Source organism: Haloferula sp., from assembly GCF_049672945.1.
Taxonomy (GTDB): domain Bacteria; phylum Verrucomicrobiota; class Verrucomicrobiia; order Verrucomicrobiales; family Akkermansiaceae; genus Haloferula.
Genome location: NZ_JBATWY010000246.1, coordinates 1 through 23706 on the forward strand (window position 1 = coordinate 1; position 23706 = coordinate 23706).

Annotated in this window: 16 protein-coding genes and 1 pseudogene; 9 read left to right on the top strand and 8 right to left on the bottom strand. The window is 58.5% G+C overall.

Features of this window, described 5'->3' with window-relative positions:
- On the bottom strand, nucleotides 1-269 hold a 269-nt coding region (locus WBG04_RS21435; RefSeq protein ID WP_424316825.1), incomplete at its 3' end, for a transposase.
- A 472-nt stretch (nucleotides 270-741) separates the two neighbouring features.
- Between WBG04_RS21435 and WBG04_RS21440 the strand changes: the two genes are divergently transcribed.
- Nucleotides 742-1542, top strand: a complete 801-nt coding sequence (locus tag WBG04_RS21440) for a hypothetical protein (RefSeq protein WP_424316827.1) — start codon at nucleotides 742-744, stop codon at nucleotides 1540-1542.
- 440 nt (nucleotides 1543-1982) lie between these two features.
- On the opposite strand, the gene WBG04_RS21445 is transcribed toward WBG04_RS21440, so the two are convergent.
- The 5 genes from WBG04_RS21445 to WBG04_RS21465 form a co-directional block, all read right to left on the bottom strand.
- Nucleotides 1983-3353 carry a Gfo/Idh/MocA family protein gene (locus WBG04_RS21445; RefSeq protein WP_424316829.1) on the bottom strand — a complete coding sequence of 457 codons (1371 nt, stop codon included), beginning with the start codon at nucleotides 3351-3353 and terminating at the stop codon, nucleotides 1983-1985.
- Between the two features lie 173 nt (nucleotides 3354-3526).
- Nucleotides 3527-5113 (bottom strand): hypothetical protein, encoded by a 1587-nt coding sequence (locus tag WBG04_RS21450; protein ID WP_424316831.1) that lies wholly within the window; start codon nucleotides 5111-5113, stop codon nucleotides 3527-3529.
- 216 nt (nucleotides 5114-5329) lie between these two features.
- Nucleotides 5330-6607 carry an aminoacetone oxidase family FAD-binding enzyme gene (locus WBG04_RS21455; RefSeq protein ID WP_424316833.1) on the bottom strand — a complete coding sequence of 426 codons (1278 nt, stop codon included), beginning with the start codon at nucleotides 6605-6607 and terminating at the stop codon, nucleotides 5330-5332.
- 44 nt (nucleotides 6608-6651) lie between these two features.
- Nucleotides 6652-7794, bottom strand: coding sequence for a hypothetical protein (locus tag WBG04_RS21460; protein ID WP_424316835.1), 1143 nt, complete (start codon nucleotides 7792-7794; stop codon nucleotides 6652-6654).
- An 18-nt stretch (nucleotides 7795-7812) separates the two neighbouring features.
- Entirely contained in the window at nucleotides 7813-16752 is an 8940-nt protein-coding gene (locus tag WBG04_RS21465; RefSeq protein ID WP_424316837.1) for a PQQ-binding-like beta-propeller repeat protein, read from the bottom strand.
- Nucleotides 16753-17038: 286 nt separating this feature from the next.
- Between WBG04_RS21465 and cdaA the strand changes: the two genes are divergently transcribed.
- The 4 genes from cdaA to trpB all read left to right on the top strand — a co-directional run bounded on the left by cdaA (nucleotide 17039) and on the right by trpB (nucleotide 19947).
- The gene (cdaA, locus tag WBG04_RS21470) at nucleotides 17039-17890 is read left to right on the top strand and encodes a diadenylate cyclase CdaA (RefSeq protein WP_424316839.1); all 852 of its coding nucleotides are present in this window, start codon (nucleotides 17039-17041) and stop codon (nucleotides 17888-17890) included.
- Nucleotides 17880-18050: a hypothetical protein gene (locus WBG04_RS21475; protein ID WP_424316842.1), complete on the top strand. Its 171-nt coding sequence runs from the start codon at nucleotides 17880-17882 to the stop codon at nucleotides 18048-18050. The genes cdaA and WBG04_RS21475 overlap by 11 nt, the downstream gene beginning before the upstream one ends.
- On the top strand, nucleotides 18047-18682 hold the full coding sequence (gene bioD / locus WBG04_RS21480; RefSeq protein WP_424316844.1) for a dethiobiotin synthase: 636 nt from the start codon (nucleotides 18047-18049) through the stop codon (nucleotides 18680-18682). The genes WBG04_RS21475 and bioD overlap by 4 nt, the downstream gene beginning before the upstream one ends.
- Before the next feature lie 68 nt (nucleotides 18683-18750).
- On the top strand, nucleotides 18751-19947 hold the full coding sequence (gene trpB, locus WBG04_RS21485) for a tryptophan synthase subunit beta (protein WP_424316846.1): 1197 nt from the start codon (nucleotides 18751-18753) through the stop codon (nucleotides 19945-19947).
- Between the two features lie 42 nt (nucleotides 19948-19989).
- Here trpB and WBG04_RS21490 read toward each other — a convergent pair whose 3' ends face one another.
- Both WBG04_RS21490 and WBG04_RS21495 read right to left on the bottom strand, forming a co-directional pair.
- Nucleotides 19990-20244 carry a hypothetical protein gene (locus WBG04_RS21490; protein WP_424316848.1) on the bottom strand — a complete coding sequence of 85 codons (255 nt, stop codon included), beginning with the start codon at nucleotides 20242-20244 and terminating at the stop codon, nucleotides 19990-19992.
- Between the two features lie 2 nt (nucleotides 20245-20246).
- A complete protein-coding gene (locus WBG04_RS21495) occupies nucleotides 20247-20747 on the bottom strand; it encodes a GNAT family N-acetyltransferase (protein ID WP_424316850.1) in 501 nt (166 codons plus the stop codon).
- Nucleotides 20748-20911: 164 nt separating this feature from the next.
- On the opposite strand from WBG04_RS21495, the pseudogene rpmH reads away from it, so the two are divergent.
- From rpmH to yidC, 4 genes and pseudogenes are all read left to right on the top strand, one after another.
- A pseudogene (gene rpmH / locus WBG04_RS21500) lies at nucleotides 20912-21043 on the top strand (50S ribosomal protein L34); the annotation flags it as partial.
- Between the two features lie 71 nt (nucleotides 21044-21114).
- Complete coding sequence (gene rnpA, locus WBG04_RS21505) at nucleotides 21115-21492, top strand: ribonuclease P protein component (protein WP_424316852.1); 378 nt, start codon at nucleotides 21115-21117, stop codon at nucleotides 21490-21492.
- A 58-nt stretch (nucleotides 21493-21550) separates the two neighbouring features.
- The gene (yidD, locus tag WBG04_RS21510) at nucleotides 21551-21814 is read left to right on the top strand and encodes a membrane protein insertion efficiency factor YidD (RefSeq protein ID WP_424316854.1); all 264 of its coding nucleotides are present in this window, start codon (nucleotides 21551-21553) and stop codon (nucleotides 21812-21814) included.
- A gap of 20 nt (nucleotides 21815-21834) precedes the next feature.
- A complete protein-coding gene (yidC, locus tag WBG04_RS21515) occupies nucleotides 21835-23661 on the top strand; it encodes a membrane protein insertase YidC (RefSeq protein ID WP_424316856.1) in 1827 nt (608 codons plus the stop codon).
- Nucleotides 23662-23706 lie beyond the last annotated feature (45 nt).

The window sequence follows — 23706 nt, forward strand, 5'->3', positions numbered from 1 at the left end:
TTACGGACCAGGCTGACAAGGGCGTCGTCGTTGGGGAGATGCTCGGGGGAGGGGCGTTGCGGGACTTCCACGAGGAGGTGGAAGTGATTCGACATGAGGCAATAGGAGAGGATGCGCAGACCGCAGAGCTTCTCATAGAGTCGCATGAGTTTGAGGAAGTGATCCTTTTCCGCGGGCCCGAGCAGGAACTCCCGACCGACGATGCGGGAGACGCAGTGGAAGTAGGCGACGGGCAGATTCTTCGGGCCACGGAAACGAGGGCGACGCATGGGGTGAGAGAAGCAGGCTTGACGAAGGAGATCAACTCGTTTCCTTGTAAAGGGACAGACACTTAATACTGCTTAATACTGCCTTGTAAAGGGACAGACACTTAATACTGCCTTTTTTTCTCCTGACCCCTTTTTTTCCTGCGAAAGAGTTCATCACAACAGCATCCTAATCCAATCCATGAAGTTCAACTCCTCACCCGGCAGTTTATGGGGCTACGGTCAGAGCACGCTTTTGGCTGCTTCCTTCCTGTTGCTGGTTGCATGCGACAGAGGAGCCGCCCCTAAAGATGCGACACACCCGGGCAAGAGCCAGTCGGAGAAAATCCAAAGCAGGCCTCGTTCCGTCATACATGATCCTCCCGAAGCTCCGGCTGGCAACCTTAGAACCGCTAATGGCGCCCCCCTTGGTCGTGATCACTCACAGTTGATTTCGGATCACGCAGGTCAACTCGCTTCCTTACTCGACTACTGTATGAATGACGTCCCCGACGTTGAGAAAGCCGACTTCATCATTGCGGTCGCGAACGCCGCGGGTCGAGAAGGTGACATTGAGTTTCTTGAAAAGCTGCTAGCACTGAACCCCGGCTCAATCAAGAACGTAGGGATTCAGAGTTTCGCCAGAAGCGTCAATGGACGGGAAGGCATCGAGGAGGTGCTCGCTCTTGTTTCAGAAGAGATGCTGCCAGAAGAAAAAGAGGCAACATGGAAGGGACTCATATCGCCCATGCTCCATCTCTCGGGAAAAGAGCTGGCGAGTCTCCATGAGAGCGGGGTGATTCCCGAGGAGTTTGGCGAACGCGTTGAACTCGTCGTCGGTGTCAATTTGGGAAACACCCCACCGGATCAGGCGCAATCGATTATCGAAGGTTACCCGAGCGAAATGCAGGAACGCATCGAGACGACCTATTGGCGGCAACTCGTTGCAAGCAATCCGGACATGGCAAGGCGGGCATTCGACGCAGGGAATGTCCCGAAGACGTCTTGGATTTCCGTTGGGCGCGGGGTTGTCGACGAGATTATCCGCGATGAATCGCTTGATGCCGCCCTTCGATACTCCCTAGACAGAATCAACAACGAGCAGCAGGAAGCGCTTGCGAACTACGTGTTCGATCTATGGATGAAGAACGACTCGATCACCGCCAGCGAGAAGGCCTCGCAATTGCCATCCGGTCCAGCCCTCAATGGCGCAGCAAAGGCAATCGCCCTGAGATTGGAGAAACTTGGAGATCACCAAGCAGCTGATCAGTGGAGATCTCTCATCCAACCGGAGTAGCTGAAATTGGGCACGTCTTTCGGGTGAAGCCCCGCTTCTCGCAATCGTAACAGTTTAGCTGTTTTTTTCTGGTCAGGACGAGTCGCTGAAAAGGATGTCCTGCGCTGTCGCGACGTTGCCGGTCAGCAAAAAAGTGTCCGGTGATAAATCTTGTAATCCTTGAGCCATTTACGGCGTTTTCAGTAGATGACGGTCGGGCTCCGTGTCGCTGCAAAAGTCCCCACTGGCTTGCTGATCATGTGAGCTGCTGGCCTCGGGCCTACGCCTCGTTCTTCGGCTACGGCGCGGCCATGGCGGGGTCCTGTGACGTGCGCGGCGTGGTGTGCATGGGGTCGTCGCATGAAAGGGGTCGGTACTACTCTGGCGCCAGCGCGGATGGGCTCTCGCGTCTGCATTTCGATCGCCGACGGGTCAGGAAAATCACTGGATCGTATCAGGCATCAGCCAACTCTCGGCGGCGCGAAGCCCTCGCGGTAGGTGCGGCGCACCAGAGTTTTGGTAGCTTCGGGGTGATTCGGGAAGGCGAGCTTGGAGTAATCCCACTGGAGTTCCTGCCCGGGAAAGCGGGTGGCTTTCACAGCAAGCAGTGCCGGCTCGGTGATCCGGATGCCGTCGGCGAATGGAGTGAGGAGTGGGGTGTCGCGACCCAGGCAGTTGTCGACCCAGGCGTGCCAGTGATTGAGTGGTGCGTATTTCTTCGGAATGCCTTCCAGTCGCAGACCCTGTTCTTTCTTCCCGTCGCGCCAGACCGTGAGGCGGCCATCGGCCTGGAGGACCAGTGTGCCGCCTTCGCAGACGACGACGGTCATGTTCGATCCCTTCACTGGCTCCGGGATGCGCATCTGTTCGGGGCTCGGGGTCTGATCACTATCGTAGTAGTGAAGGGGAAAGGTCTTGGCGGCGAACCTGTCGGAGTCGACCTGGTAGGTGAGGGTGGATTTGCAGGGGTTGACGTGGAAGATTTTGCCGGCGGGTTCGGCGCAATCGGTTTTCACCGAGACGGGCGAGGTCAGTTCGTTGTAGCTCAGCAAGATCACATCCAGCAGGTGGCAGCCCCAGTCGCCGAGACCGTTGGTCCCGAAGTCCCACCATGAGCGGAATTTTTCCGGAGCAAGATCTTCGTAGTAGGGCCTCTCCTGACATGGGCCGAGCCACAGGTTGTAGTCGAGCCGATCGGGAACCTTGGCCTCCTTGTAGACCTTGTTGAAATTGAAATAGCGGTTGTCTCCGAGCGCGTTGGTCCAGCAATAGGCTTCCACTGTTTTGCCGAGCAGGCCCTTGCTGAGGATGTCGACGGCGGCGCGACGTCCCGGATGGGCCATGCGTTGATTGCCGAGCTGGGTGACAAGCCTGGGCTTCGCCTTGAGTGCCTGCCCGACCATCGCGAGTTCGGCAAGCTGTTGGACGAGTGGCTTCTGGCCGTAGACATGCTTGTCATTGGCCATGGCGGTGAGAATGATCGGCGCGTGCGTGTGGTCGGGGACCGAAACGATCACGGCGTCGAATTGGTCTCCGTATTTTTCAAAGGCTTCGCGGTAGTCCTTGCAGGTGAAGGCATCCGGATGGTCCATGGCGGCTTCTGCAAGGTAGACGGAATCCACATCACAGAGGCCGACGATCTCGACGTCAGGATGGCTGGCGATTTGCGTCCGGTCGGCTTTCCCGATGGTCCCCATCACCCCGATCGAAAGCACCCGCAGCTTGCCCTTGGCGGCGGCCCCATGGGCGCGTGAAAGCCCAAGGGCTGAGAGGCCGATACCGGCTGCGGTGGATTGACGAAGAAAGCTTCGGCGACTGAAATGATTGCTCATGGATGCGATGGGTGGACCCGTGGGACTGTGCGTCCGTTTGCAGGATCCGTCTACTTAAGAAGAATGGCTTCTTTCCTGGCAGTGTCATGCATCCGTCCGCCAGTCGCGGACGTCAGAACGCGACCGGCGGGATTCGGCTGGCAGTGGCCGGATGACCTTGGGCACAAAAACCTTTACCAATTCCGGAACAGACCGACCACGGAAGCTCGCTGCATCGATCGTGCCTCGGTTCTTGAAATGATGCCCCTGCGGTAGAGGGAGTAGATCTTCGCGTTGATGCGGCAAAAGTAGCGGATGGTTTGGCGGCGGCTACCTGGGTCCGAGTATTTCGCGAAGCGATCAGCGAGCGTGCGACCCTTCTCGTCGACCCGGTTTTCGACACCGCTGTCGACTCCGAGAAGCACGAGGGTTGCGCTCATGTCCGAATCGGGCACGACGTCTTCGTCGTCGTTGACGCCATCGCCGTCACGGTCAGGATTGGATGCGAATTGCTCGAATTCCCAGACTTGCACGGCTCCCTGACCGTTGGTTTCCGGATCGGTGAGGGTGGTCTCGGTGATGGCGATGCCGAAGCCGGGAAGCACGGCGAGCTTTCCTCCGAGGCCCGTCCGTGACACGGGTGAGTCGAGGGAAAACAGCACGGATTGGTCTGCTCCCGAGAGAATGCGGACGCCGCCAAAGACCGCGGTGTCGGCGCGGCTCATGCCGGCGGATCCGATCAGCCAGTCGGAGATGCCATCGCCATCGGCATCGAAGCTGCCGCCGGCGTTCATCGCTTGATAGGGGACGATGGAAGGGTCGGAGAGATCGGCGATCAGGCTGAGGTCGCTGCCGGAGACGACGAGGCAGGTTCCTCCATTGTAGGATCCGACCATCAGATCGCGAAGACCGTCACCATTGGCATCGTCGACGGCTTCCAGAGAATAGCCGAGTAGGTTGAAGAAGCCCGAGCCGAAGCGCTCCGCCGCCAGTTGTTGATCGCTGCTGCGAAAGATCGAGACCCGGCCGACCGAACTGGATTCGACCCGGACATCGGGTGCGGCGACGGCGAGGTCGCGGCGACCATCTTCGTCCACATCATCGAGGGCGACGATATGCGTCCCAAATCCACTGGCGGAAGCCCCCGAATCGAGCGTCCAGAGGTAGCTGCCATCAAGCGACGATTGGAGGATGACCTGGCCGCGGGAGCCATTGGCCCTCGGCGCGCCGACGTAGAGATCATCGAGACCATCGGCATCATGATCTCCCGCGTTGGCCAGCGCCGTACCGTAGCCCGATCCGCTCGGGCCGAAGGTGGTTGAAATCACGGAGCCATCGGCGCCCGAGTAGATCCAGACGGCTCCCGCACCCGGTCCGTTGGAATCGGCATATCCGTTGGCGCCGACCGCCAGATCGGGAAAGTCGTCACCATCGGCGTGGAGCGCCACCATGGAAGAGCCGAAGCCTTGGGCTCGCGCAGGTGATCCCTCGAAGCTGCGGATAAGCGAACCGTCGATGCCGTTGAGGAGGTAAACGATTCCCGAACCGAAGAGATTTCCGGGAGCTCGGTAAGAAGGATCGGCGACGGCGATTTCGGTGATCCCATCGTCGTTGAGATCGCCGACGGCGACCGTTCGCGATCCGAATTGGAAATTCTCGGCCTCGGGTGCCAATGAGTATTTCAACTCCGCAGCGTGGAGACCCGATTGGGCGATGAAACAAAGGGTGGATATCCGCGCGACGCTGCGGACCAACGGTGGGACGTGGTGGCTGATTTTCATAGGGTAAGGGTGAAAACCAGAGTTATCTTTAAATTAAAGATAGGTCAATAATCAGCCTGCTTGATTAAGAGGTCCTAATTATCAAATTTATTAAAAGGCATGTTCTGGAAACCTCTTCAATCCGAGAAATTTCAAACTCCAGTAGAGTGATGCTGGGCTAAAAAACTTGTGTCAGCAGGCGGGGATCCGGCCCCAGGAATCGGGGTGAGGGGAGGATTAAGCCAGCCTCATGGAGTCGGCAATGGCTTCTCCAGCAATGCGTGCGGTGGTCCAGGCGGCCTGGAAATTGAAGCCGCCGGTGATGCCATCGATATCGAGGATTTCGCCGGCGAAGTAGAGACCATCGGCCTTGCGGCTCTCCATGGTTTTGAAGTTCACGTCACTCAGGTGCACGCCGCCGCAGGTGACGAACTCATCCTTGTTCATGCTCTTGCCATCGACTTGAAAGCGGCAGGCGCCGAGTTGTGCGGCGAGTCTTCTTGAGGTGTCCTTGGTGAGATGCGGCCAATGGAGTGAATCCGCATCCTTGTCGCCTGCCGCGGCTTCGACGAGGCGCTTCCACAGCCGAATGGGGATCTTGAACATCGGGTCGTTCACCACTTTCTTGCGGGGCGAGTCGATGCGTTTCTGTTCGAAGCCCGCAATGATCGTCTCCTCGCGCAGATCGCCGCACCAGTTGACGATGACTTCGAAGCGGTAGTCGCGCTCTAACAAGTCGCGCGCTCCCCAGGCGGAAATTCGCAGGATGCCGGGGCCGCTCAATCCCCAGTGGGTGATCAGCACCGGACCGGAGGAGGCGAGTTTGAGTCCCGCGATTTTCACGCCGGCGTGGCCGACGGAGAGGCCTTGGAGATCGGCGAGTCGGGGGTCGGAGATCTTGAAGGTGAAGAGCGAAGGGGCGGCGACTTGGATGCGATGTCCGAACTGCTCGGCGAGATCGGAGCCGAAGCGGTTCCGCGTCCCACCAAGTGTTAGAAGAAGGGCGCGTGTGCGGAGGCTGGTTCCCTCACTGAGTGCTGCCTCGTAGTCTCCATCGTCGAGTCGGGACACCGACTTCACAGCGGTCGATTTCCTGACTTCCACGCCAGCGTCGCGGGCGCTGACGGTGAGGCAGTCGATGATGCTCTGCGAGCTGTCCGACTGCGGAAAGACGCGTCCGTCGGATTCAATCTTCAATGGCACGCCGCGACTTTCGAACCACTCCATCGTATCCGTCGGCCCCCAGTGGTGGAAGGGACCGAGCAGTTGTTTCGAGCCGCGTGGGTAGAACGCGCTCAGCGCGCGTGGGTCGAAGCAGGCGTGGGTGACGTTGCAGCGGCCTCCGCCGGAGATCCTCACTTTGCCAAGGACTTCGCGGCTTTTCTCCAGAATGACGATGCGTGATCCGGGACGCGCCTCAGCGAAGGTGATCGCGGCGAAATAGCCCGCAGCACCTCCTCCCGCGACGATCAGATCGTAGGCTTCGGCTGAATGAGGCGCGTAATCGGACGGCATTGCGGCATCATGCTGGGCCAAGGCACCTGGCCATGCGAACCTTTCTACGGCAGGAGATAACGCACCTGGAAACCCGCCGAGTAGCCCGAGGGATCGATCTTGAAAGTCGTTGGTCCGGCTTGGGCGCGAAACTCGGAAGCGGTATCAATTCGAAAGTAACCCCCGATCGCCCAGCCATCTCCGATGTCGTAGGAGATATCGGCCTGGCCGTAGAGACCCGGTCGGAATTTCACCCCCGAGTCGCCCTCGGCCCAGCGCGCGACGGTCGAGGTGCCGGCGCTGTTGGTGCCATTCAAACGTTCGCCCTGACGTGCATCCCAATCATAGATGTTGAAGATTGCACCCCCTTGAAGGCTCATCGAAAAAGGTCCCCATGAACGGGTGAGGCTTGGCCCCAGGGTGAAACTGAAGACGTTGATGTCGATGCTGGTCCAAACCTGATTCGAGAAGCTTGCGCTGTCGGTGAAGAGCAACACGGGGGTGATCGTGCGCGTGGTCGGGAAGTTGCTGATTAGCGGACCCGGCCCACCGATGGTTCCGAAGTAGGGCGCGGCCGGGGCGATGACGCCGTTGAGGTCATAGCGGTCGACATAGTCGAGTCGGTAGTCATCCCGGAACTGGTTGCCCGAGTAGTTCGAGTAGCTCAGTGATTGATCGACCTGCGTAAAATCAAAGCCGCCACTGAATCCCACGCGGAAGCCCCAGAGCTTCTGCGGGCCCCGGGCATCGATTTGAATGTGTGGTGAGAAACCCCGCAGGCTGTCGCGACTCGAGGCCCCGAAGCTGGGAATGTTGAAGCTGTCCCGAAGCGTGCTTTCAAAGCCCGTCGCCGACTGAACGAGTTGGTTTCCCTGAACCTGGCCTGCGTTGTCATAACCCCAGAACCATGTGCTGCCATCGACGGGTGTGCCGGCATCCTGTCGGACGTAGCCATCATTGTAGAATCGTTCGGCGGCAGCGTTTTGATCTCCCACATTCGGCGTGGTAAGAGAGCTGTTTCCGACGAAGGAAGGAACAAGGACTCCGCCGCTGCGGTAACCGCTGTTGATCTTGAGGGTTCCGATGCTGCGGACGGCTGGACCGGCCGAGACGGTCCATTCCCAATTGCCGCTGTTGGAGGCCGGGCTCTTGGCGTCGCCGGCGTAGGCTGGGAAGGCGAGGAGAAGGAGAAGAAATGCAGGCTTCATGAGGATGAGGGGGAGGATTTACTCGGCAGCTGAACCCAGCTCACGGACACGATAGAAGCGGGAGGATTTGTCGGAAGGGGGAGCATCCGTTCGGGGCGGCCCTCGGTCGATCCACTGGACGCGGTTGCCGGCGGCCCGGATGCGCACCGGTGAAACCTTCCAGTCGGTGGCGTTGTTCGAGTACTGGATTTCGTAGAGCGCTCCGGGTTGTGAGTTGAATTCAATCAGCAGGCCGTCGTCGAGTAGGACACAGCGATCAACGGCGAGACCGGCATCGCCTGCGGCAGGATCGGACTCGGGTTCGGTGACGAGGGTGACGCCAATCTGGGGATCGAGCACCGTGCCGCGAACGGGCGTGAAGTATTCGAGGATGAGGGTTACCGAAGCCCCGGCGGCGAGCGGCTGGCGATGTTCGATCTGCCAGATGTCTCCCTCGCAGTCCGAGGCGTTGTTGACACAGACACCTTCGGGTAGTCCGGTGATTGTTAGATCAAAGCCGGCGATCTCGCGAGCAGCGGGGTTGGTGATGGTGATGGTGTGCTCGTACAGTCCGGTCTGGCGATTGAGTTGCAGCGTGGCGGCGAGCTGGAGTTCGGGAAGGGGGAGGGCTGGGACGGTGAAGGTAATGCTGGTTTCGCTGGCGTTGCCTGCGGAATCAGTCATGGAAACAACGACCTCGGAAGAACCGGATTGCCATGGGTTGTAGATGATGCTCAGGTCGCCGGTGTCCGCTCCGATCTCGATTCCCCGGAAAATTTCAGGCCGGGAGATGGACACAATGGACCAGGTCAGCGTGTCGCTGGGGTCGGATTCCTCGGCTACTTCTGAAAGCGAAATCAGCAGGTCATTGGCGCTTGGGGGAGTCGCAATCATGTCCGGAGTATCTTTTGAAAACTCAGGTGCCAGGTTGGCGAAGTGAGTGCTGACTCCCTGACTGCCGGTGATGATGAGGTATCCGTTGCTGTAGGCAATCGTGCCTCCAACCGGGATCACTTGGGCGGGTTCGTCAGCGTCCAGCCTGAAGATCCAAGTCTTGAACGCGTTCGCAAATGCCAGGTGATCGTTGAAGATGATCGGCTGGCCGATGGCCCGGTTTGCGAAGCTCTTCAGTTCGTCTCCAACAAGATAGTCGCCAAGGTGGTCGCCTGTCGACATGTCCACCACGCTGACACCGAGGTCCCCCATGACGTAGGCTTTGCCGTCGTAAATCGACGGGTCACCAATCAACGAATAATCCTCAAGGGCACGCCATTTGATGGTGGCATGCTTGATATCGAAGCAATAGAGCCCACTACCGAGGACCAGAGCCGCGCCGGGTGTCACGACCGTTGTCTTGCCATCCACGAAAGTGTCGCCCCTTTCCATTGGAATGGACCACCTGATGACCCCATCGCTCGGCCGGATGGAGTTGAAATTCCGGCGGTCATAGGCGAAGAGCTGCCCGCTGGCAAAAGTGGGGGTCCAGTTGTCCGCCTGATTGAGGCGCTGGAAAAACCGCTGGTCTCCTGTGTCGAAGTCGTAGCCATAGATACCCCCAAATGTGCCTCCGGTAATGAAGATTCCTTGGTCAGAGACAGCGGGAGCCTCGAACGAGCCTCCTTGGATATTGAAGGGAAGTTGCGAGAGGAGGGATCCATCCATTGCGTCTACTTTCCAGACTTTCGAGTTATCACGCGCGGATTCCTGGAAGTAGAGATCTCCTTCGTAGTAGGTCGCCTCTTGGAAATTGCCGGAAGATGGCGGTGCTTCCAAGCGCCAGATCTCGGCGCCGGTCTCCAAGTCATAGGCGGTGAGGTCCTTTCTGGTGCTGGCGAAGACCCGACCTTCGGCAATGACGGCCCGCAGGACAAAGGTGTCAGCGGCGCTCGGAGTTGTCCAAGCCGGCACGAAGGTGTGACGCCCCAAAGTCGCGGGATAGTGACCGGTGCGCCACTGGTTTCCTCCCATCGTTGTCCAGTCTCCGGCGAAGCGACTACCGGGTGCCACGGTGATGACGGCCGTTTCGGACGTCCTGGAGGCGACGGCATTGGTGACAATCACGCTGTATTCGCCGGAGTCGTCGAAATCGGGCTGGAACAGGTTGAGCGTGGAGCTGTTTGCTCCCTGGATATCAAGACCGTCCTTCTGCCACTGCCATGTCAGCGGGCCGGTGCCGGTGGCTTCTGCATGCAACAAAATTTCCTGTCCAAGGTTTGAGGTCGTGGATTGAGGTTGGCGGGTGATGACGGGGACATCCGACGAATCTAGTAGCTCGATCTCTGAACTGAGTGAGTTCAGTGTTCCTTGGTCATCACGGACATCGATCTGAAACCGGTGTCGGGTGGACGGGGTGAGTGGAGGCGTACCGCTCAGGATCGCGCTGCCGTCGCCCTGATCCGAAAGCGTGAGCCATTGCGGCAGGTGTACGATGTCAAACGAGAGTTGGTCGTTCTGGTTGGCGTCAGCGGCATTGATGATGGCCTCGAAAGGTATGCCCGACACTGCCTGAGTGGCGGGAGCACCAACGAATTGAGGAGGGACGTTTCCGCTGTTCTTGGTCCGGAAGAGCCGGCATTTCGTCGATCCTGCGACGACAAGCCAGTCGTCTTCGATGGCAATCATTCCACCCAATCCGCCCGAAGTGGAATCGATGGGGATGCCCTGGATCCAATCGTCCCCGTTTTTGCGAAAGGTGAATACCGAGCCGAGAAAGAGCCCGTTGGTGTTGGCGGAGGGATCGGCGATGAACAGCATGTCGTCGGACAGTGCGAGGCTCGCTCCGAAGAAGCGGGTGGAGTTTTCAACCGAGGTTCGGTTGATGGTTCTCGTAATCGCCCAGCTGCCGCGGTTTGAGCGAGTCAGGATGTGAACCCTCTCTTCATCCAGATCGCTGAGGGCGATCGTGTCCTGGTTCATGGCCACGACGGTCCCCGGATTGTCGAAAATGCTCGAGCTTGGAAGCGTGATCTTCTGCCGCTGACTCCAAATGCCTGTGGAGGGATTTCGTCGGAAAATATAGGCACTTGGATCAAGATCGCGCGAAGGCCCCCGACCGGGTGCGGTGACAACCGCTTCGTTGCCGTAGATGGCGATCGCTCTGCCAAACTGATTTGCGTCTCTTCGATCTCTCGGTCTGATTTCTTCGAAGGGTTCCCTCATGTTCCCCAGTTCGAAGGCGAACACCCTGCCGGGAATCTCGCGGCCTGGAAACGTTCCCACCATCATCGTATCGCCAAACACATCGAGTGAACTGCCAAGTCTTTCTTCAATGCTGGCGCCGGGAGCGGTGAAAGGCGGATCACTTGCAATCACGCCGAACTCGTCCTCACGGTAGGTGAAAAGCGCGCCGATGGCATCCGCAACGCCGTTGAATCCCGCATCCGTGACAAAGCTCTGGTCACGGCCGAGACCCACCGATGACGAGAAGGATCTGAAACCTGTGTTGCCGGGGTTCCTCAATGTTCCAGTCGGTTGGCTTTCGCCAGTCGCCGGATCAAATTCGTAGATCGTAGCCTGGTCGTCCTGACCGATGATGAAGCGGTTTCCTCTCAATGCGATCGACTTGATGTCGTCGATGCCGGGTCTGCCGGCGATTTCAACCGGTGGGGCTTCCGGAAATGAAATCGTGAACGATTGAAGGGTGCCCCTGATTACTCCGGTTGGCGTCGTCGCATCGACTTGCCAAGTGTAGCGGTAGCCGGGTTCAAGCGGGGGCTGGAGGTTGAAACGGTTGTCGGTTAGATCGCGGAATACCTGAGATGTTTCAGGTCCTCCGTTCAGGGTTAAGGTGTAGGATTGCGCTCCCTCGACCGGTGACCAACCAATATATTCGGGGCTTTCCTGAAGAATCTGATCAGGGCGGGGGAAGGGGCCCGGAAGGGATACAAGCGTGTTCAAGGGTAATGAGCGGATGGTAAGATTGACCGCATCGACAAGGACCAGATGGCCATTGTCTGGGGTGATGGTTGATACTCCGCTTGCGAAGGGTAGGCTGGCTGCCTGGCGGCCTCCATCCGTCCACCAGATGTGCTCCCTGCCGACGGCGATTTCGGCTCCAGCTGAGATCGATGAGATCCTTCCCGGAAGGATGGTGAGAAGGTTGAGGTCAAGGTCGAAGACTCGGTTTTCAATGACGACCTTCGATCCGGCCTCATTCAGGATCAGCGGGGAAGTCGCATCGATTCTGAAGCTTGGCGTGCTGACCACGATCTCAGGAGAAGTTGCTGATAGGTCGATCTTGGAAACGGGTGAGGATGAGCCTTCCCTCGAGTGGTAGAGGACTTCGCCGAGGGTATCGACTTCGAGATCACCGACGGAGATGCCGATCGGGAGTGTCGTTCGTTGAAGACTATCGAGGTCCCAGCGCCGGATTCCGTTGTTAATGCCATTGATGTTGCCGCGAGTCGTGAAGAGGGAGCCTTGTCCGTTCGATTCGAGGGCGAAAGTGCCGGTTTCCAGATGGAAGGTTCTGATTAGAGCGAAGTCACTCGGGTCGATCTCACGGGTCGACGGGAACTGACGGCTGTTGACGAAAATCCGGTCGTTTGTTTTGTCGAACTCGACTTGATTCGCGTCGCGGCCGACCTCGATCGCACCCGTCACCTCGCCAGTATGGGCGCTGATCCGAAACAGATGGCTCGGGCCGGTTGCAGGATCTCCGTGGTTGAGGGCGTAGACGATTTCAGGCCGGTTCAGATCGGACACCAGGCGAGTGATGTCCATCGCGAGGACCTCGACTGAAACCGGGATCTCCCATTCGCTACCGGCGGAAGTGAAGCGTATCTCTGCCGTGTGGACTCCGGTATCGAGACCGGAAGCATCCACCTCGATATCAATCGTGCCGCCGGTAGTGCCGCGGCTCCTTTCCAAGGTCAGCCACGCCGCGGAGCTTGACGCAATCCACGAAGTCGGTTCAGGAGCTGAAATCTCAAGGGTCTCGGGAGCGCGGGCCGTATTCTGAAGAACAACTAGATCTAGGCTGGTCGGGAATAGCTGGGCGGGAGCAGCCGTAAAGGTCCAGACCTCCCCAGGTTGAAGGCCTTTGTTGTTGCGGATATCGACTCTCCAAAAGTATTCCTGGCCGGGATCGAGCGCGATTGGTTCGGGCCAGCGGCTCCCGGTCACCGTTCCGAGGAGAGTGTTGCTTGCGGGGGTGGCATTGGTCACCGCGTCTCGACTTGTGCCAAAGTATAAATCGTAGGACCGGGCGAATGGATCGGTCGACCACTCGAGTTTTGCTTCGGGGCTTGCGACGGTTTGCCCGTCGGGTGGCGAAGGAGACAGGTCTGTTGAGGGGAGTGGTCCGAAGGTTCGCAAATCGAACGCGGTGAAGGAGGAAGGTTCAAAGAGGAACAGTTTCTCCTGATCCATCGATACGGCCTGGATGGCCGTCGATACCGGAAGGTCGCCGACCTTTAGCCCACTGCGTCCCCTGAAAATGGAATCGTCCGTGAAGATCAGGTCGCCACGGAATGTGGCGGCCCTTACCCGGTCTTGGTAGGAGTGGAGTTGGTTGAGATTCGCGTCGAAGGCACCCTTGTTCCAGCAGATCAGACTACCGTCTCCGCTGACGATGAGTTGCCCGATTCGGAAAAAACTGTCGAGAACGACCTCCTCTGAGCCCGTCTCGGTGACCTCTTCAGCTCCTATCTCAAAACGCTGGATGCGAGCCGGACTGCGAGAGGAACCGTGATAAAGAAATCGTCCGGATGGGTCGGAAGCGGTGTCTCCCTGTCCAACGAAATTACTAACCAGCACCTCTCCGCTTTCCGTGTTGAGAAGGAAGGCACCGCTGATGTTGAATCCGCCCTGAACGATCAGTCTTCCGGCCGGCCCGGCAGCCAGCTTGTAGGTGTCGACTCCCTGGGGGCCACCTTCGAATTCGCCGGGAATCTGATAGATTTGAAGCTCCTCAAGGCTGTCACGGTCAAAAGCGCGGATGATCAGTTGCTCCCGGTTGGTTACGTAAATGCGGTTGTCGAGATAGTGAATCGCGAGGTCGGTGGCCGCTTTACCAACGGGAATGGCCCGCACGATCTCTTCACTGTTGGCATCGATGACCAGCAGGAAGGCCGGGACTGCCGGGACATTGGGTTCTTCTGAAATCGCATAGATATGGGGAGAGGTGATGTCTGCCTTGGCGACGACAAAATTCAGAGGACGAATGTTTGCCTCCAGTGGAACCGAAAAGGTGGTGGCTCCGCTGGTCACGTCGATGGATCCCGAGTGAACACCCGCCTCAAGTTGAGAAGCGTCGATGATGACTTCCAGTGAACTTGGAGTGGAGCCCGTCTCCTCGGAGAAGGAGACCCAGGGGGTGTTGCTGGAAAGCGACCAGGAGGCGAGGGTCGGCGAGGTGATTTCGAGCGTTTCCCTGTGATCTGAGAATCCTGCGACGGTCGTTGCCTTGATGTCGGAGGAGGAAAGTTTGAGGCTGGAAACTTCGAACGAGCGGATTGCGTCTTCGCCAAGTGAGCCATTGGCTAGAACGGGGACGGCCCGCCAGTAGTACGTCGCTCCTTCGGCAAGCAAGTCAGGGAGGTCAATGAAGCGGTTGGAGGTCGAGCCGAGGAAGAGCGCCGAGTTGGCAACTGCATTCATCACGGCATCGCGATCCGTGCCCAGATACACCTGATACTCCCGGATGCCGGCAAGCGGCAGCCATTGAAGGCGCGATGGGTTCAGGGCAGCGCCACCATCCGGGGGGGAGGTGGTGAACCCGAGGGATTCGGCCCCGATGGTATCCACAAGGTCGATCCAAACGAGGCTTCCTGAATTGCTATCGGATGAGACGAGGCTCGAGTAGTCGGGAGCGATCGCTTGAATTCGTGACGAACCCCCCATTGGATGGAGAATCCTTCCATCATTGCCCGCGAGGATGTTGGACTCGGTGCAGACAATCTCACCTCCCGGACTCATCGAGTAGACTTCGTCCGGATAGACAATCGGATGGCGGTCGAGATCGGATGGGTCGATCACGCGATCCTTGATCACCAGTCGGGAGCCATCCCGGCTGAGCAGGACGGGGGTGTCGAACGGATCCCGTCTGAAATTGGAAGATGAGACGGTGGCGCTTGCAGCGAGATCCGCCAAAAGGCCATCTGCCTGGATCGAGTATCCGGCAATGTAACTCGAACTGATGCCTGCCCCGTCTCCATATTGGGCCCATCCGAAGAGTGCGGACCCGTCGGGACTGAGTTCGATATCTCCGAATCCACTATTGTTCGAGGTGTCGGGAGACACTCCGGAAATCGAACTCAAGGTCTGCAAAACAACACCTGTGGTGTGGTCATATACTCTCAGGCGGGGACCCCATTGTTCATCGACGTAATAGAGGAGATTCCCGGGTCCGTACTTCACATGGCCGCCCCGGTCGTTGTTTCTGTCGTCGAATTCTGTCAGCTGATGGGTCTCGGTAACCATCAGGCGATCGAGGTCGATGCGTGAGATGGAGGGATCGGAGGTGTTGATGACGAGCAGCTCCGCGCCGTTCTCGGTGAGATCCAGATCGGTGGGCTCCTTTCCAACGGGAATGTTATGGGTGATTTCGCGGGTCAGTGAGTCAATGACGAGAATCGATCCCGGTTCTTTTCCGTTGCTGTTGATGGCATAGAATCGCGGGCGGGTCGTGTCGGCCACGATCTTGGATACGTTCAGGCGGTTTGCCAGAAGGGTTACCTCGATGGTCCTTCGTGAGATCCCGTCGGAAACCGACAAGATGGCAGTGTTGCTGCCGGCTGGAATGCCGCCGGTGGCGAAGGTGACGATGATCGTGCCGGGCTCGGTCGTTGAGTTGCTCGGAACGAGCCAGGGCTTCGAGCTTTCTACGGAAAGTGTGGTAGGCTGAGGGTTGCCTGGGGTAGGGAGGACCCTGATCGATTCCGGGGGCGGATTGACGCCGGCAAGAGAGGAGACGACGAGTTCGCTTTGTTCGAACCCGATCGTCGGATCCTGAACCTGGATCTCGAGCGTTTGCCACAGTCGTTCCGGAATGCTGGCCGGGTCAGCCTCCTGTGGGACGATCGCAAGACGGGTCGAATATTCACCCGGATCGAGCTCTGCGGCGGAAAGAGTCAGTGGAAGGGTTTCGGATTGCCCCGCACCGATCGTACCTTGTCTTTCTTCAAGGGCTACCCATGAAGGGCCGTTCGCGACGGTTTCAAGAAAGCTTGATGCGATCGATTCGAAGATTTCAGTGGGATAGAATCCGCCGCTAGCTTTTGCAAAAAGGAGGTAGTGGATCCGCCTGGTCGATGACAGCCCGTTGATCCGGTGGTGCTCGTTGTTCGTGTCGGTGAGGTGGGAGCGTGAGATTCCTGAACCCTCCGGGACGAGGATCAGGTGATTGATGGACGGATCACTTCCATCATGGACCCGCTTGACGAAGGCAAGATAGTCTTGTCCTCCGGCGGAGATGGTAAACTCGTCAGCCGTGACCGTGCCCGCGCCGTCGGCACCAAGATTTCCCGTGATGGCGAACTGGTCGATATCCTCAATCTCCGCTGAGAGAACGAACAGGCCTTCAAACTTGCGAGTGAAGTAATTGACGTTCCCCGAACCGATCGTGCGGTTGAGCGTGGTGTTGTCCGAGTAGCTGATGCTTGCTCCATCGAAGCCGATAATGTTCCCGGTATCATACATATCGTCGCCGCCATCGTTGATGCTGGATCCGGAAATTCCCTCTGAAAAAAGAAAGCGGTCGGGGATGATCGCGAGGATCTCGGCGGATGCTTCGTTCAGGCGTTCGAGCGACCCTGAAAGATCGCGGTCTCCCGCTCCTTCGAAGACGAGGGCCCATGGCCGTGCCTGGCTTCGGTTGCGGTTTTGAAACTCCAGGGGAAAAGCCACCTCGTTACCGAATCCGAGCGACTGGCGGAAGGGTCCGGGAGTTGCGAAAGAGAGTTCATTGAAATTCGTTTGAGCCCAAAGCTGGGTGGGCAGCTGGAGGGTGATGAACAGCGCAGCGAGGAGAGATCTCATTTGCAGGGGAAGATGAAGGAATATCAGCTCATTCCGGACGATCAGGTGCCGGAAGTTGTGGGTAGGGTTTATATCAGTTGCATTGGCGGTAGCAAGTCCATCAGCTGACAGCTTGAACGGGGTGCTTCTCTTCAGGGGGAGGGTCCTTAAGTTGTGCGAAGCAAGTCGGACGGGCTGTGCTCGGGTTCCCGTCGCCACCGAGGCGGGATCTGACGTAATCCTATTGTGGCACCTGCAGAAGTAGCTAGTGACAGCCGGGGATCGGGTGCGTTAGAGTCCGGCGGCAATGGACTGGGAATTCATCCAGAATAACTGGCGACACGGTATTGAGATCCTGATTTTAACGATCGGGATCTACCAGATCTACCGTGCCTTCAAGGCGACGCGTGGGGCGCGGATTCTTGTCGGGCTGGTGGTGATTCTGGTGGTTTTGACCGCGCTTTTGCAGCTCTTCAAGTTCCAGGTGATTACCTGGCTTGTGACTCGCGCGATGCTGGTCCTGCTGATCATGCTGCCGGTGATTTTCCAACCGGAGATCCGCATGGCGCTGGCCCGGGTGGGGAGCAGTCGCTGGCTGGATTGGCTGCTGCGCAATGACAGCCGGCAGATTCACCTTCTGGAAAGCGTCAATGAAGCGGTGGTGATGCTTTCGAAGAAGCGGATTGGGGCCCTGTTTGCCTTCGAGCGGAACATCGCGCTCAAACCGCAGCAGGAAACGGGAGTGACGCTGAATGCCGACTTCACGCCGGAGCTGGCGATGAGCGTCTTTTATCCAAAGTCTCCACTGCACGATGGAGGAATGATCCTGGCGGATGAGAAAGTGGTGGCGGCCGCCTGCGTGTTTCCCGTGAGTCAGCGTGAGCTTTCGGACCGTTCGACAGGACTGAGGCATCGTGCGGCAATGGGTCTGACGGAGGAGACGGATGCGGTCTGTGTGGTGGTGAGTGAGGAGACCGGATCGATTTCGATTTGCAGGGACGGATTGATGGAGCGAAACCTCGGAGAAGAGGCCTTCCGTGAGCGGATGGCGGAGATTTTCCTGAGCAATACGGAATTTAATGAGAAAGGCGTTTCGGAGAAACTGGGCACCGAAAGTCGTCGCGCTGATTCTGGCGACGGCGATCTGGATGCTGATTAGGTCCAACCTCGAAAGTGAGGGGCTTTGGGTGGAACAGAATCCACCGCGAGCGGACAAACCGACCCAGGTGGAGCTGGAGGAAGACCTGCGCAAGCTGCGCCAGAAGGTGAAGGAGTTGGAGGCGGTTCTGGACGAGGTCAAAAAGGAAGAAGAGCCATGAGCTGGTTTGTGACTGGAACCGACACGGGAGTCGGAAAGACATGGTTTTCCCGTTTGCTGGTGCAGGCTTTGAGGGCGGAGGGTCTCAATGCGGCAGGCTACAAGCCGGTGTGCTGTGGTGATCGGGACGATCCGATGATCCTGGCTGAAGCTTCGGGCGGCCTCGACATTGATGAGGTGAATCCGCTGTGGCTGAAGGCTGCGGTGGCGCCGAAGGTCGCAGCAATGCTCGGCAATGTGAATATCGACGTGGGAAGCATGATCGTCGCCGCGCGGCATTTTCAAAAGCAGCACGATCTGACGGTGGTCGAGGGAGCCGGCGGCTGGCGGGTGCCGCTGGCGGAAGGTTATGACATGGCGGATTTCGCCCGCGATTTGACCTTGCCGGTGATCGTAGTGGTGGGGAATCGGCTGGGTGCCTTGAACCACGCCATCCTGACGGTGGAGGACATCCGGGCGAGCGACCTCGAAGTGGCGGGGCTGGTGCTGAACAACCTCCAGGAGGAGCAGGATACGGCGGCGATTACCAATAAGGGAGTCATCGAAGAGCTGACCGAGGCACCGATTCTCGCGGAGATCATCCACGGTCAGGATTTTCTGGATGTGGAGCCCTTTCTCAAATCGAGAAGCTAAGAAATGCCTCTGGCGCGAGATTTCGGCTGAAACTCTGGCGTCCCTATGATTGGTTGCGGCAGATGTCGATGCCCACCATGCCAGATGCCACCGGACACTTCGGAAAGTTCGGTGGAATGTTCGTGCCGGAGACCCTGATGTCGCCGCTTGAGGAGTTGTCGAAGGCCTACGCCGCCGCACGGCAGGACCCCAAATTCCAAGAGGAGCTCGATGATTTGTTGGCCAACTACTGCGGTCGGCCGACGCCGCTGTATTTCGCCGAGCGCTGGACCGAGAAGCTGGGTGGGGCGAAAATCTACCTCAAGCGCGAGGACCTGCTGCACACCGGAGCGCATAAGATCAACAATGCGATCGGCCAGATCCTGCTCGCAAAGCGGCTCGGCAAGCAACGGATCATTGCCGAAACCGGTGCCGGTCAGCACGGCGTGGCAACGGCGACGGTCTGCGCACGCTTCGGGATGGAATGCGTGGTCTACATGGGCAAAGTCGACATGGAGCGGCAAGCCCTGAACGTCGCGCGAATGCGTCTGATGGGTGCGGAAGTCCGCGCGGTCACCGCCGGGCAGGCGACGCTCAAGGAAGCCGTCAACGAGGCGATGCGCGATTGGGTGGCATCGGTGGAGACCACCCACTACATTCTCGGCTCGGCATTGGGGGCGCATCCGTTTCCCATGATGGTGCGTGATTTCCATCGGGTGATCGGTGTCGAGACGCGCGAGCAGGTTCTGGAAAAAGAGGGCCGACTTCCCGACATGCTGGTGGCCTGCGTCGGCGGCGGATCGAATGCGATCGGCATGTTTCATCCTTTTCTCGACGACGAGAACGTTCGCTTGATCGGTGTGGAAGCGGGTGGCGACGGGATCATTCCGGAGCGCCACGCGGCGCGATTCCAGGGAGGAAAGCTCGGAGTCCTGCAAGGGACGAAGACCTGGTTGCTGGCAAATGACGACGGCCAGATCGAACTGACCCACTCGGTTTCCGCCGGCCTCGACTATGCGGCGATCGGTCCGGAGCACGCGTATCTGCAGGACATTGGGCGTGCGGAATACACCTTTGCGACGGATGACGAGGCTCTGAATGCTTTCCGGGAGCTGGCCCACACCGAGGGGATTCTTCCCGCCCTGGAGAGCGCGCATGCGATGGCGTATGTCTCAAAGATCGCCGGAAGTTTGCCGAAGGAGAGCATCCTGATCGCCAACCTTTCCGGCCGCGGTGACAAGGACGTCGAACAGGCAGCGAAGTACTTGCTTGGCGAGTCAGTCTAACAAGCAATCCCGGCGTGCCGAGGCGGACAGCACACGCCATTCTCAGTCGTCCTTCTGCCACCAGTCAGCCTTCTTTTCCCACGGCTGAGCCGGCGGCTCGTCCTTGCCGCGATCACCCGCCGGTTGGGTCGGTTCGTCCTGATTGACCTCATCGAGCAGGTCCTCGACCTCGCGATTGCTACGGCGAGCGCTGCGAATCACGGCAAAGAGGATCAGGGCCACGAAGCTGAAGCTCGTTCCAAGGATGGCGATCATCGCGATGGCGAATCCATCCACTTCCGAGATTCCAAGGAGCATGGTTATCCTGGCGTGATGATCCGTCGCATCGGGATCATGTTCGAGTACTCGAAGTCATGCTTGCGGAAGAAGTTCTGGGATTCCGCCGAGATTTTGTCGGTGAGGAGCGTGATCCTCTTGAAGTCCTTCAGGTTGGCGAACTCGATCACGTGCTCCAGCAGCTTGGTGCCGAAACCTTGACCGCGATGATCGGGGTGCACGATGACGTCTTCCATTTGAATCACGAAGCCACCCATGGCGGTCGAGATCGTGAACAAGAGGTTAACCATTCCGAAGATCTCAGAGCCGTTGCGGAGCACGAAAATCCGTCCGCGGGAAGGTTGCTCGAGGATCAGGGCGAGGCCGCGTTCCTGAGCGACCTGATCGGCGATGAAATCGTCGGAACCCGAAAAGAGGCCCATGGTGAGTTCGACGAGCGCGGGTAAATCCTCGATCGTGGCGGGCTCGACCTTGGGACTTTCGAGGCTGGTGGTTCCAGTCGCGGAGGGGGTCAATTCGTTCACGTCGCGAAGATTGGCACGCATCGACACCGGGGACACGGAATTTTCTGTCGGAGGAAGGAATTTTTTAACGAAATCGGGCAAATTGGCGGATTGACAAGGGTCCGGCCTTCCGTAGAGTGCGCGCCCGCGCCGCAGGGTGCTCCTTATCTTTACCGACCAAAGTCATGAAACGCACTTTCCAACCCTCACGCCGCAGCCGGGTCCGCCAACATGGTTTCCGTGCCCGTATGGCCACGAAAGCTGGTCGCAGGATCCTCAAGAACCGCCGTCGTAAGGGCTGCAAGCGTCTCGTGCCAAAGGGCGCTGAGCTCAAGTATGAGCGTCACACCACCCAGCACGGGCGGTAATTGAACACCGCTTCCGGGCTATGCGCCTTCCAAGGAAGCACAGCATGACGACGCGGGCCGAGTTTTCCCTCGCTCGTAAGGACGGCCGGGCGAAAGCTGGCCGTTTTGTCGTCTTGAGCACGCTGGCATCCGCCGAGTTGCCCCATCTGATGGTCGGGTTCATTACCACCCGCCGTGTCGGTAAGGCCCACGACCGCAATCGCTTACGCCGTCGGTTCCGCTCAATTGTCCAGCGTCATGCCGAAGCATTTGAGGACATGCATCGCTACCTGGTCACCATTCCACGCCCAGGGGCGAGCGAGGCGAGCTTCGAGGAATTGGAAAAAGACTGGCTCAAGCAGGCCCGCCGTCTCGGGCTGATCCGGACCGGGACGGGAGATTCGGGCACTCCAAACTGAAGTGATCCTTCCCATCGCGGATCTTCCTTGCCACGGCTAATACCCACTGCTTCGAGCCATGACCTTCCTCATCCGTCTGATCATCCGTTTCTATCAGCGCTTCCTCAATCCCGTGCTGAAGGTGCTGGCGGGACCCCTCGCGGGATGCCGCTATCAGCCGACTTGCTCCCACTATTTCCTCGAAGCCGTCGAGTGCCATGGCCCATGGAAAGGGTCCTGGTATGGGATCTGCCGGATTTTCCGCTGTCATCCTTGGGGGGGGCATGGTTATGACCCCGTGCCTCCAGCCGATGGTGCGGATCGCAATGAATCGAACCACTGACGCGGACCACTGAATTTCGTATGTACGATCGCAAGACCTGGATTGTTGTTATCGCCTGCAGCCTGCTGCTCGCGGTTAATATTTATTTCGCCCCGAAACCGGATCCCAAGGCGGTGCCCCCGGCTGTGGAGTCGACCGTGGACGGCACAGAACCCGCGCCTGAAGAAGAGCCGGGAGTGATGACCGAGCTTCCGATCGTGCCGGAGGTGGAGGCGACTTCCGTGACGCTCGAAACACCCGATGCGATTTTCACCCTGACCAGCCGTGGGGGTGGTGTGAAGACCACGGAACTCAAGCATCAGAAGTCGATCGTCAATCCGGAGGCTCATGTGATCCTCAACGAAGGGGCCGACAGTGCCGTGGGTGCCCTGTCCGATGGTCCCGACCGGATCGAGACGATCAACTACGTTTATCGTGAGAACGATTCAGTTCCAGGTGAGACGGCTGTCTTTCTCGGCAAACATCCTTCCGGACTGATCGTCAAAAAAACCTGGTCGAAGGTGCCTGTCGACGAGGAAGGCTCGAGCTATCTTTTGGAGCTTCAGCTCGATGTCGAAAATTCACGTGAAGCAACATCAAGGGTGCCGCTTGAGCAGTTCAGCCTGTTCCTTGGTCGGGCCAAACCACTGCACACCCGGGAGCTCACGCCATCCGGTTTCTTCTGGCTTGCAGACGGCAGCTTCCACTTTGAGAAGGCAACCGAGTTCAAGGGTGGGATGTTTTCCAAGGCCAAGAGCCTGATCCTCGAGTCGGCGGAGCAGATGCAGTATGCGGGGGTCTCCAGCCAGCTTTTCGCCACGGTCATTCGGCCGACGGAAGTCACGACTGGCGGCGTTTGGAGCAAGGGCTTCGAAACCAAACTGGGTAAAGACGACAAGCAGGTGCTGGGCGTTCGTGCCGGCTACACCCTGCCGACGGTCACGCTGAATCCCGGTGACCGGCAGAGCTACACCTACAAGGTCTTCATGGGGCCGAAGGACAACCGCATGCTTCGACGCATGGGTGACGGCTGGGGTGAGATCATGAACTACGGCTGGTTTAGTATTTTCAGCCGCTTCATGAATTTCCTGCTGGTCCACATTCATGATCTGATCAGCAAGATCTCCGACAAGTGGTCATGGGGTTGGGCAATCATCATCGTGACCCTGGTGGTGCGCGCTGCCATGTGGCCGCTCTATGCCCGTTCGAATCGCACCATGAAGCGGATGGCCAAGCTCAAGCCGGAGATGGACAAGCTCAAGGAGCAGTACCCCGATGATCCGGCGAAGGTACAGCAGGAGGTGATGGGGCTTTACCGCAAGTTCGGCATCAACCCGGTCGGCGGCTGTTTGCCGATGCTGGCCCAGATCCCGATCTTCTTCGGCTTCTACCGGATGCTCCAGTATGCCGTCGAGCTGCGTGGTCAGGGTTTCCTCTGGGTCGATGATCTCTCGATGCCCGATACGGTGGCGCACATCATGGGCTATCCGCTGAACATCCTGCCGATTGTGATGGGCCTTTCCAGCTTCGCCCAGATGCAGATGATGCCGAATACCTCCGGCGACAAGACCCAGCAAACCATCATGAAGTTGATGCCGCTGATGTTCTTCTTTTTCTGTTACAACTTCGCTTCGGCGCTCGCCCTCTACTGGACGACTTCGAACATCTTCTCGATCTTCCAGACCTGGTTGACCGCGCGGATGCCGGAGCCCGAGTTGAAGGCCAAGCCGGGTGGCGGCGGGAAATCCTTCATGGAGAAGATGGCGGCCGCTGCCGAACAGCAGCAGAAGATGAAAAAGGCCCGTGGCCGCGTGGTCGAGGAAGACAAGACTCCGAAGAAAAAGCGTGGTCCAAGGACCGGTGGATAGGAGGCGCGACGCCCCCGTCGCGCAAGGGTGGATGGCTCGGACCAG

Coding starts and splice junctions, on each gene's coding strand:
- WBG04_RS21450 (WP_424316831.1), bottom strand. CDS start 5,113: ATGAAAATCAGCCACCACGTCCCACCGTTGGTCCGCAGCGTCGCGCGG.
- WBG04_RS21490 (WP_424316848.1), bottom strand. CDS start 20,244: ATGCTCCTTGGAATCTCGGAAGTGGATGGATTCGCCATCGCGATGATC.
- WBG04_RS21440 (WP_424316827.1), top strand. CDS start 742: ATGAATGACGTCCCCGACGTTGAGAAAGCCGACTTCATCATTGCGGTC.
- WBG04_RS21475 (WP_424316842.1), top strand. CDS start 17,880: ATGCTGATTAGGTCCAACCTCGAAAGTGAGGGGCTTTGGGTGGAACAG.
- rnpA (WP_424316852.1), top strand. CDS start 21,115: ATGCGCCTTCCAAGGAAGCACAGCATGACGACGCGGGCCGAGTTTTCC.
- yidC (WP_424316856.1), top strand. CDS start 21,835: ATGTACGATCGCAAGACCTGGATTGTTGTTATCGCCTGCAGCCTGCTG.
- yidD (WP_424316854.1), top strand. CDS start 21,551: ATGACCTTCCTCATCCGTCTGATCATCCGTTTCTATCAGCGCTTCCTC.
- WBG04_RS21445 (WP_424316829.1), bottom strand. CDS start 3,353: ATGAGCAATCATTTCAGTCGCCGAAGCTTTCTTCGTCAATCCACCGCA.
- trpB (WP_424316846.1), top strand. CDS start 18,751: ATGCCCACCATGCCAGATGCCACCGGACACTTCGGAAAGTTCGGTGGA.
- bioD (WP_424316844.1), top strand. CDS start 18,047: ATGAGCTGGTTTGTGACTGGAACCGACACGGGAGTCGGAAAGACATGG.
- WBG04_RS21455 (WP_424316833.1), bottom strand. CDS start 6,607: ATGCCGTCCGATTACGCGCCTCATTCAGCCGAAGCCTACGATCTGATC.
- WBG04_RS21465 (WP_424316837.1), bottom strand. CDS start 16,752: ATGAGATCTCTCCTCGCTGCGCTGTTCATCACCCTCCAGCTGCCCACC.
- WBG04_RS21460 (WP_424316835.1), bottom strand. CDS start 7,794: ATGAAGCCTGCATTTCTTCTCCTTCTCCTCGCCTTCCCAGCCTACGCC.
- cdaA (WP_424316839.1), top strand. CDS start 17,039: ATGGACTGGGAATTCATCCAGAATAACTGGCGACACGGTATTGAGATC.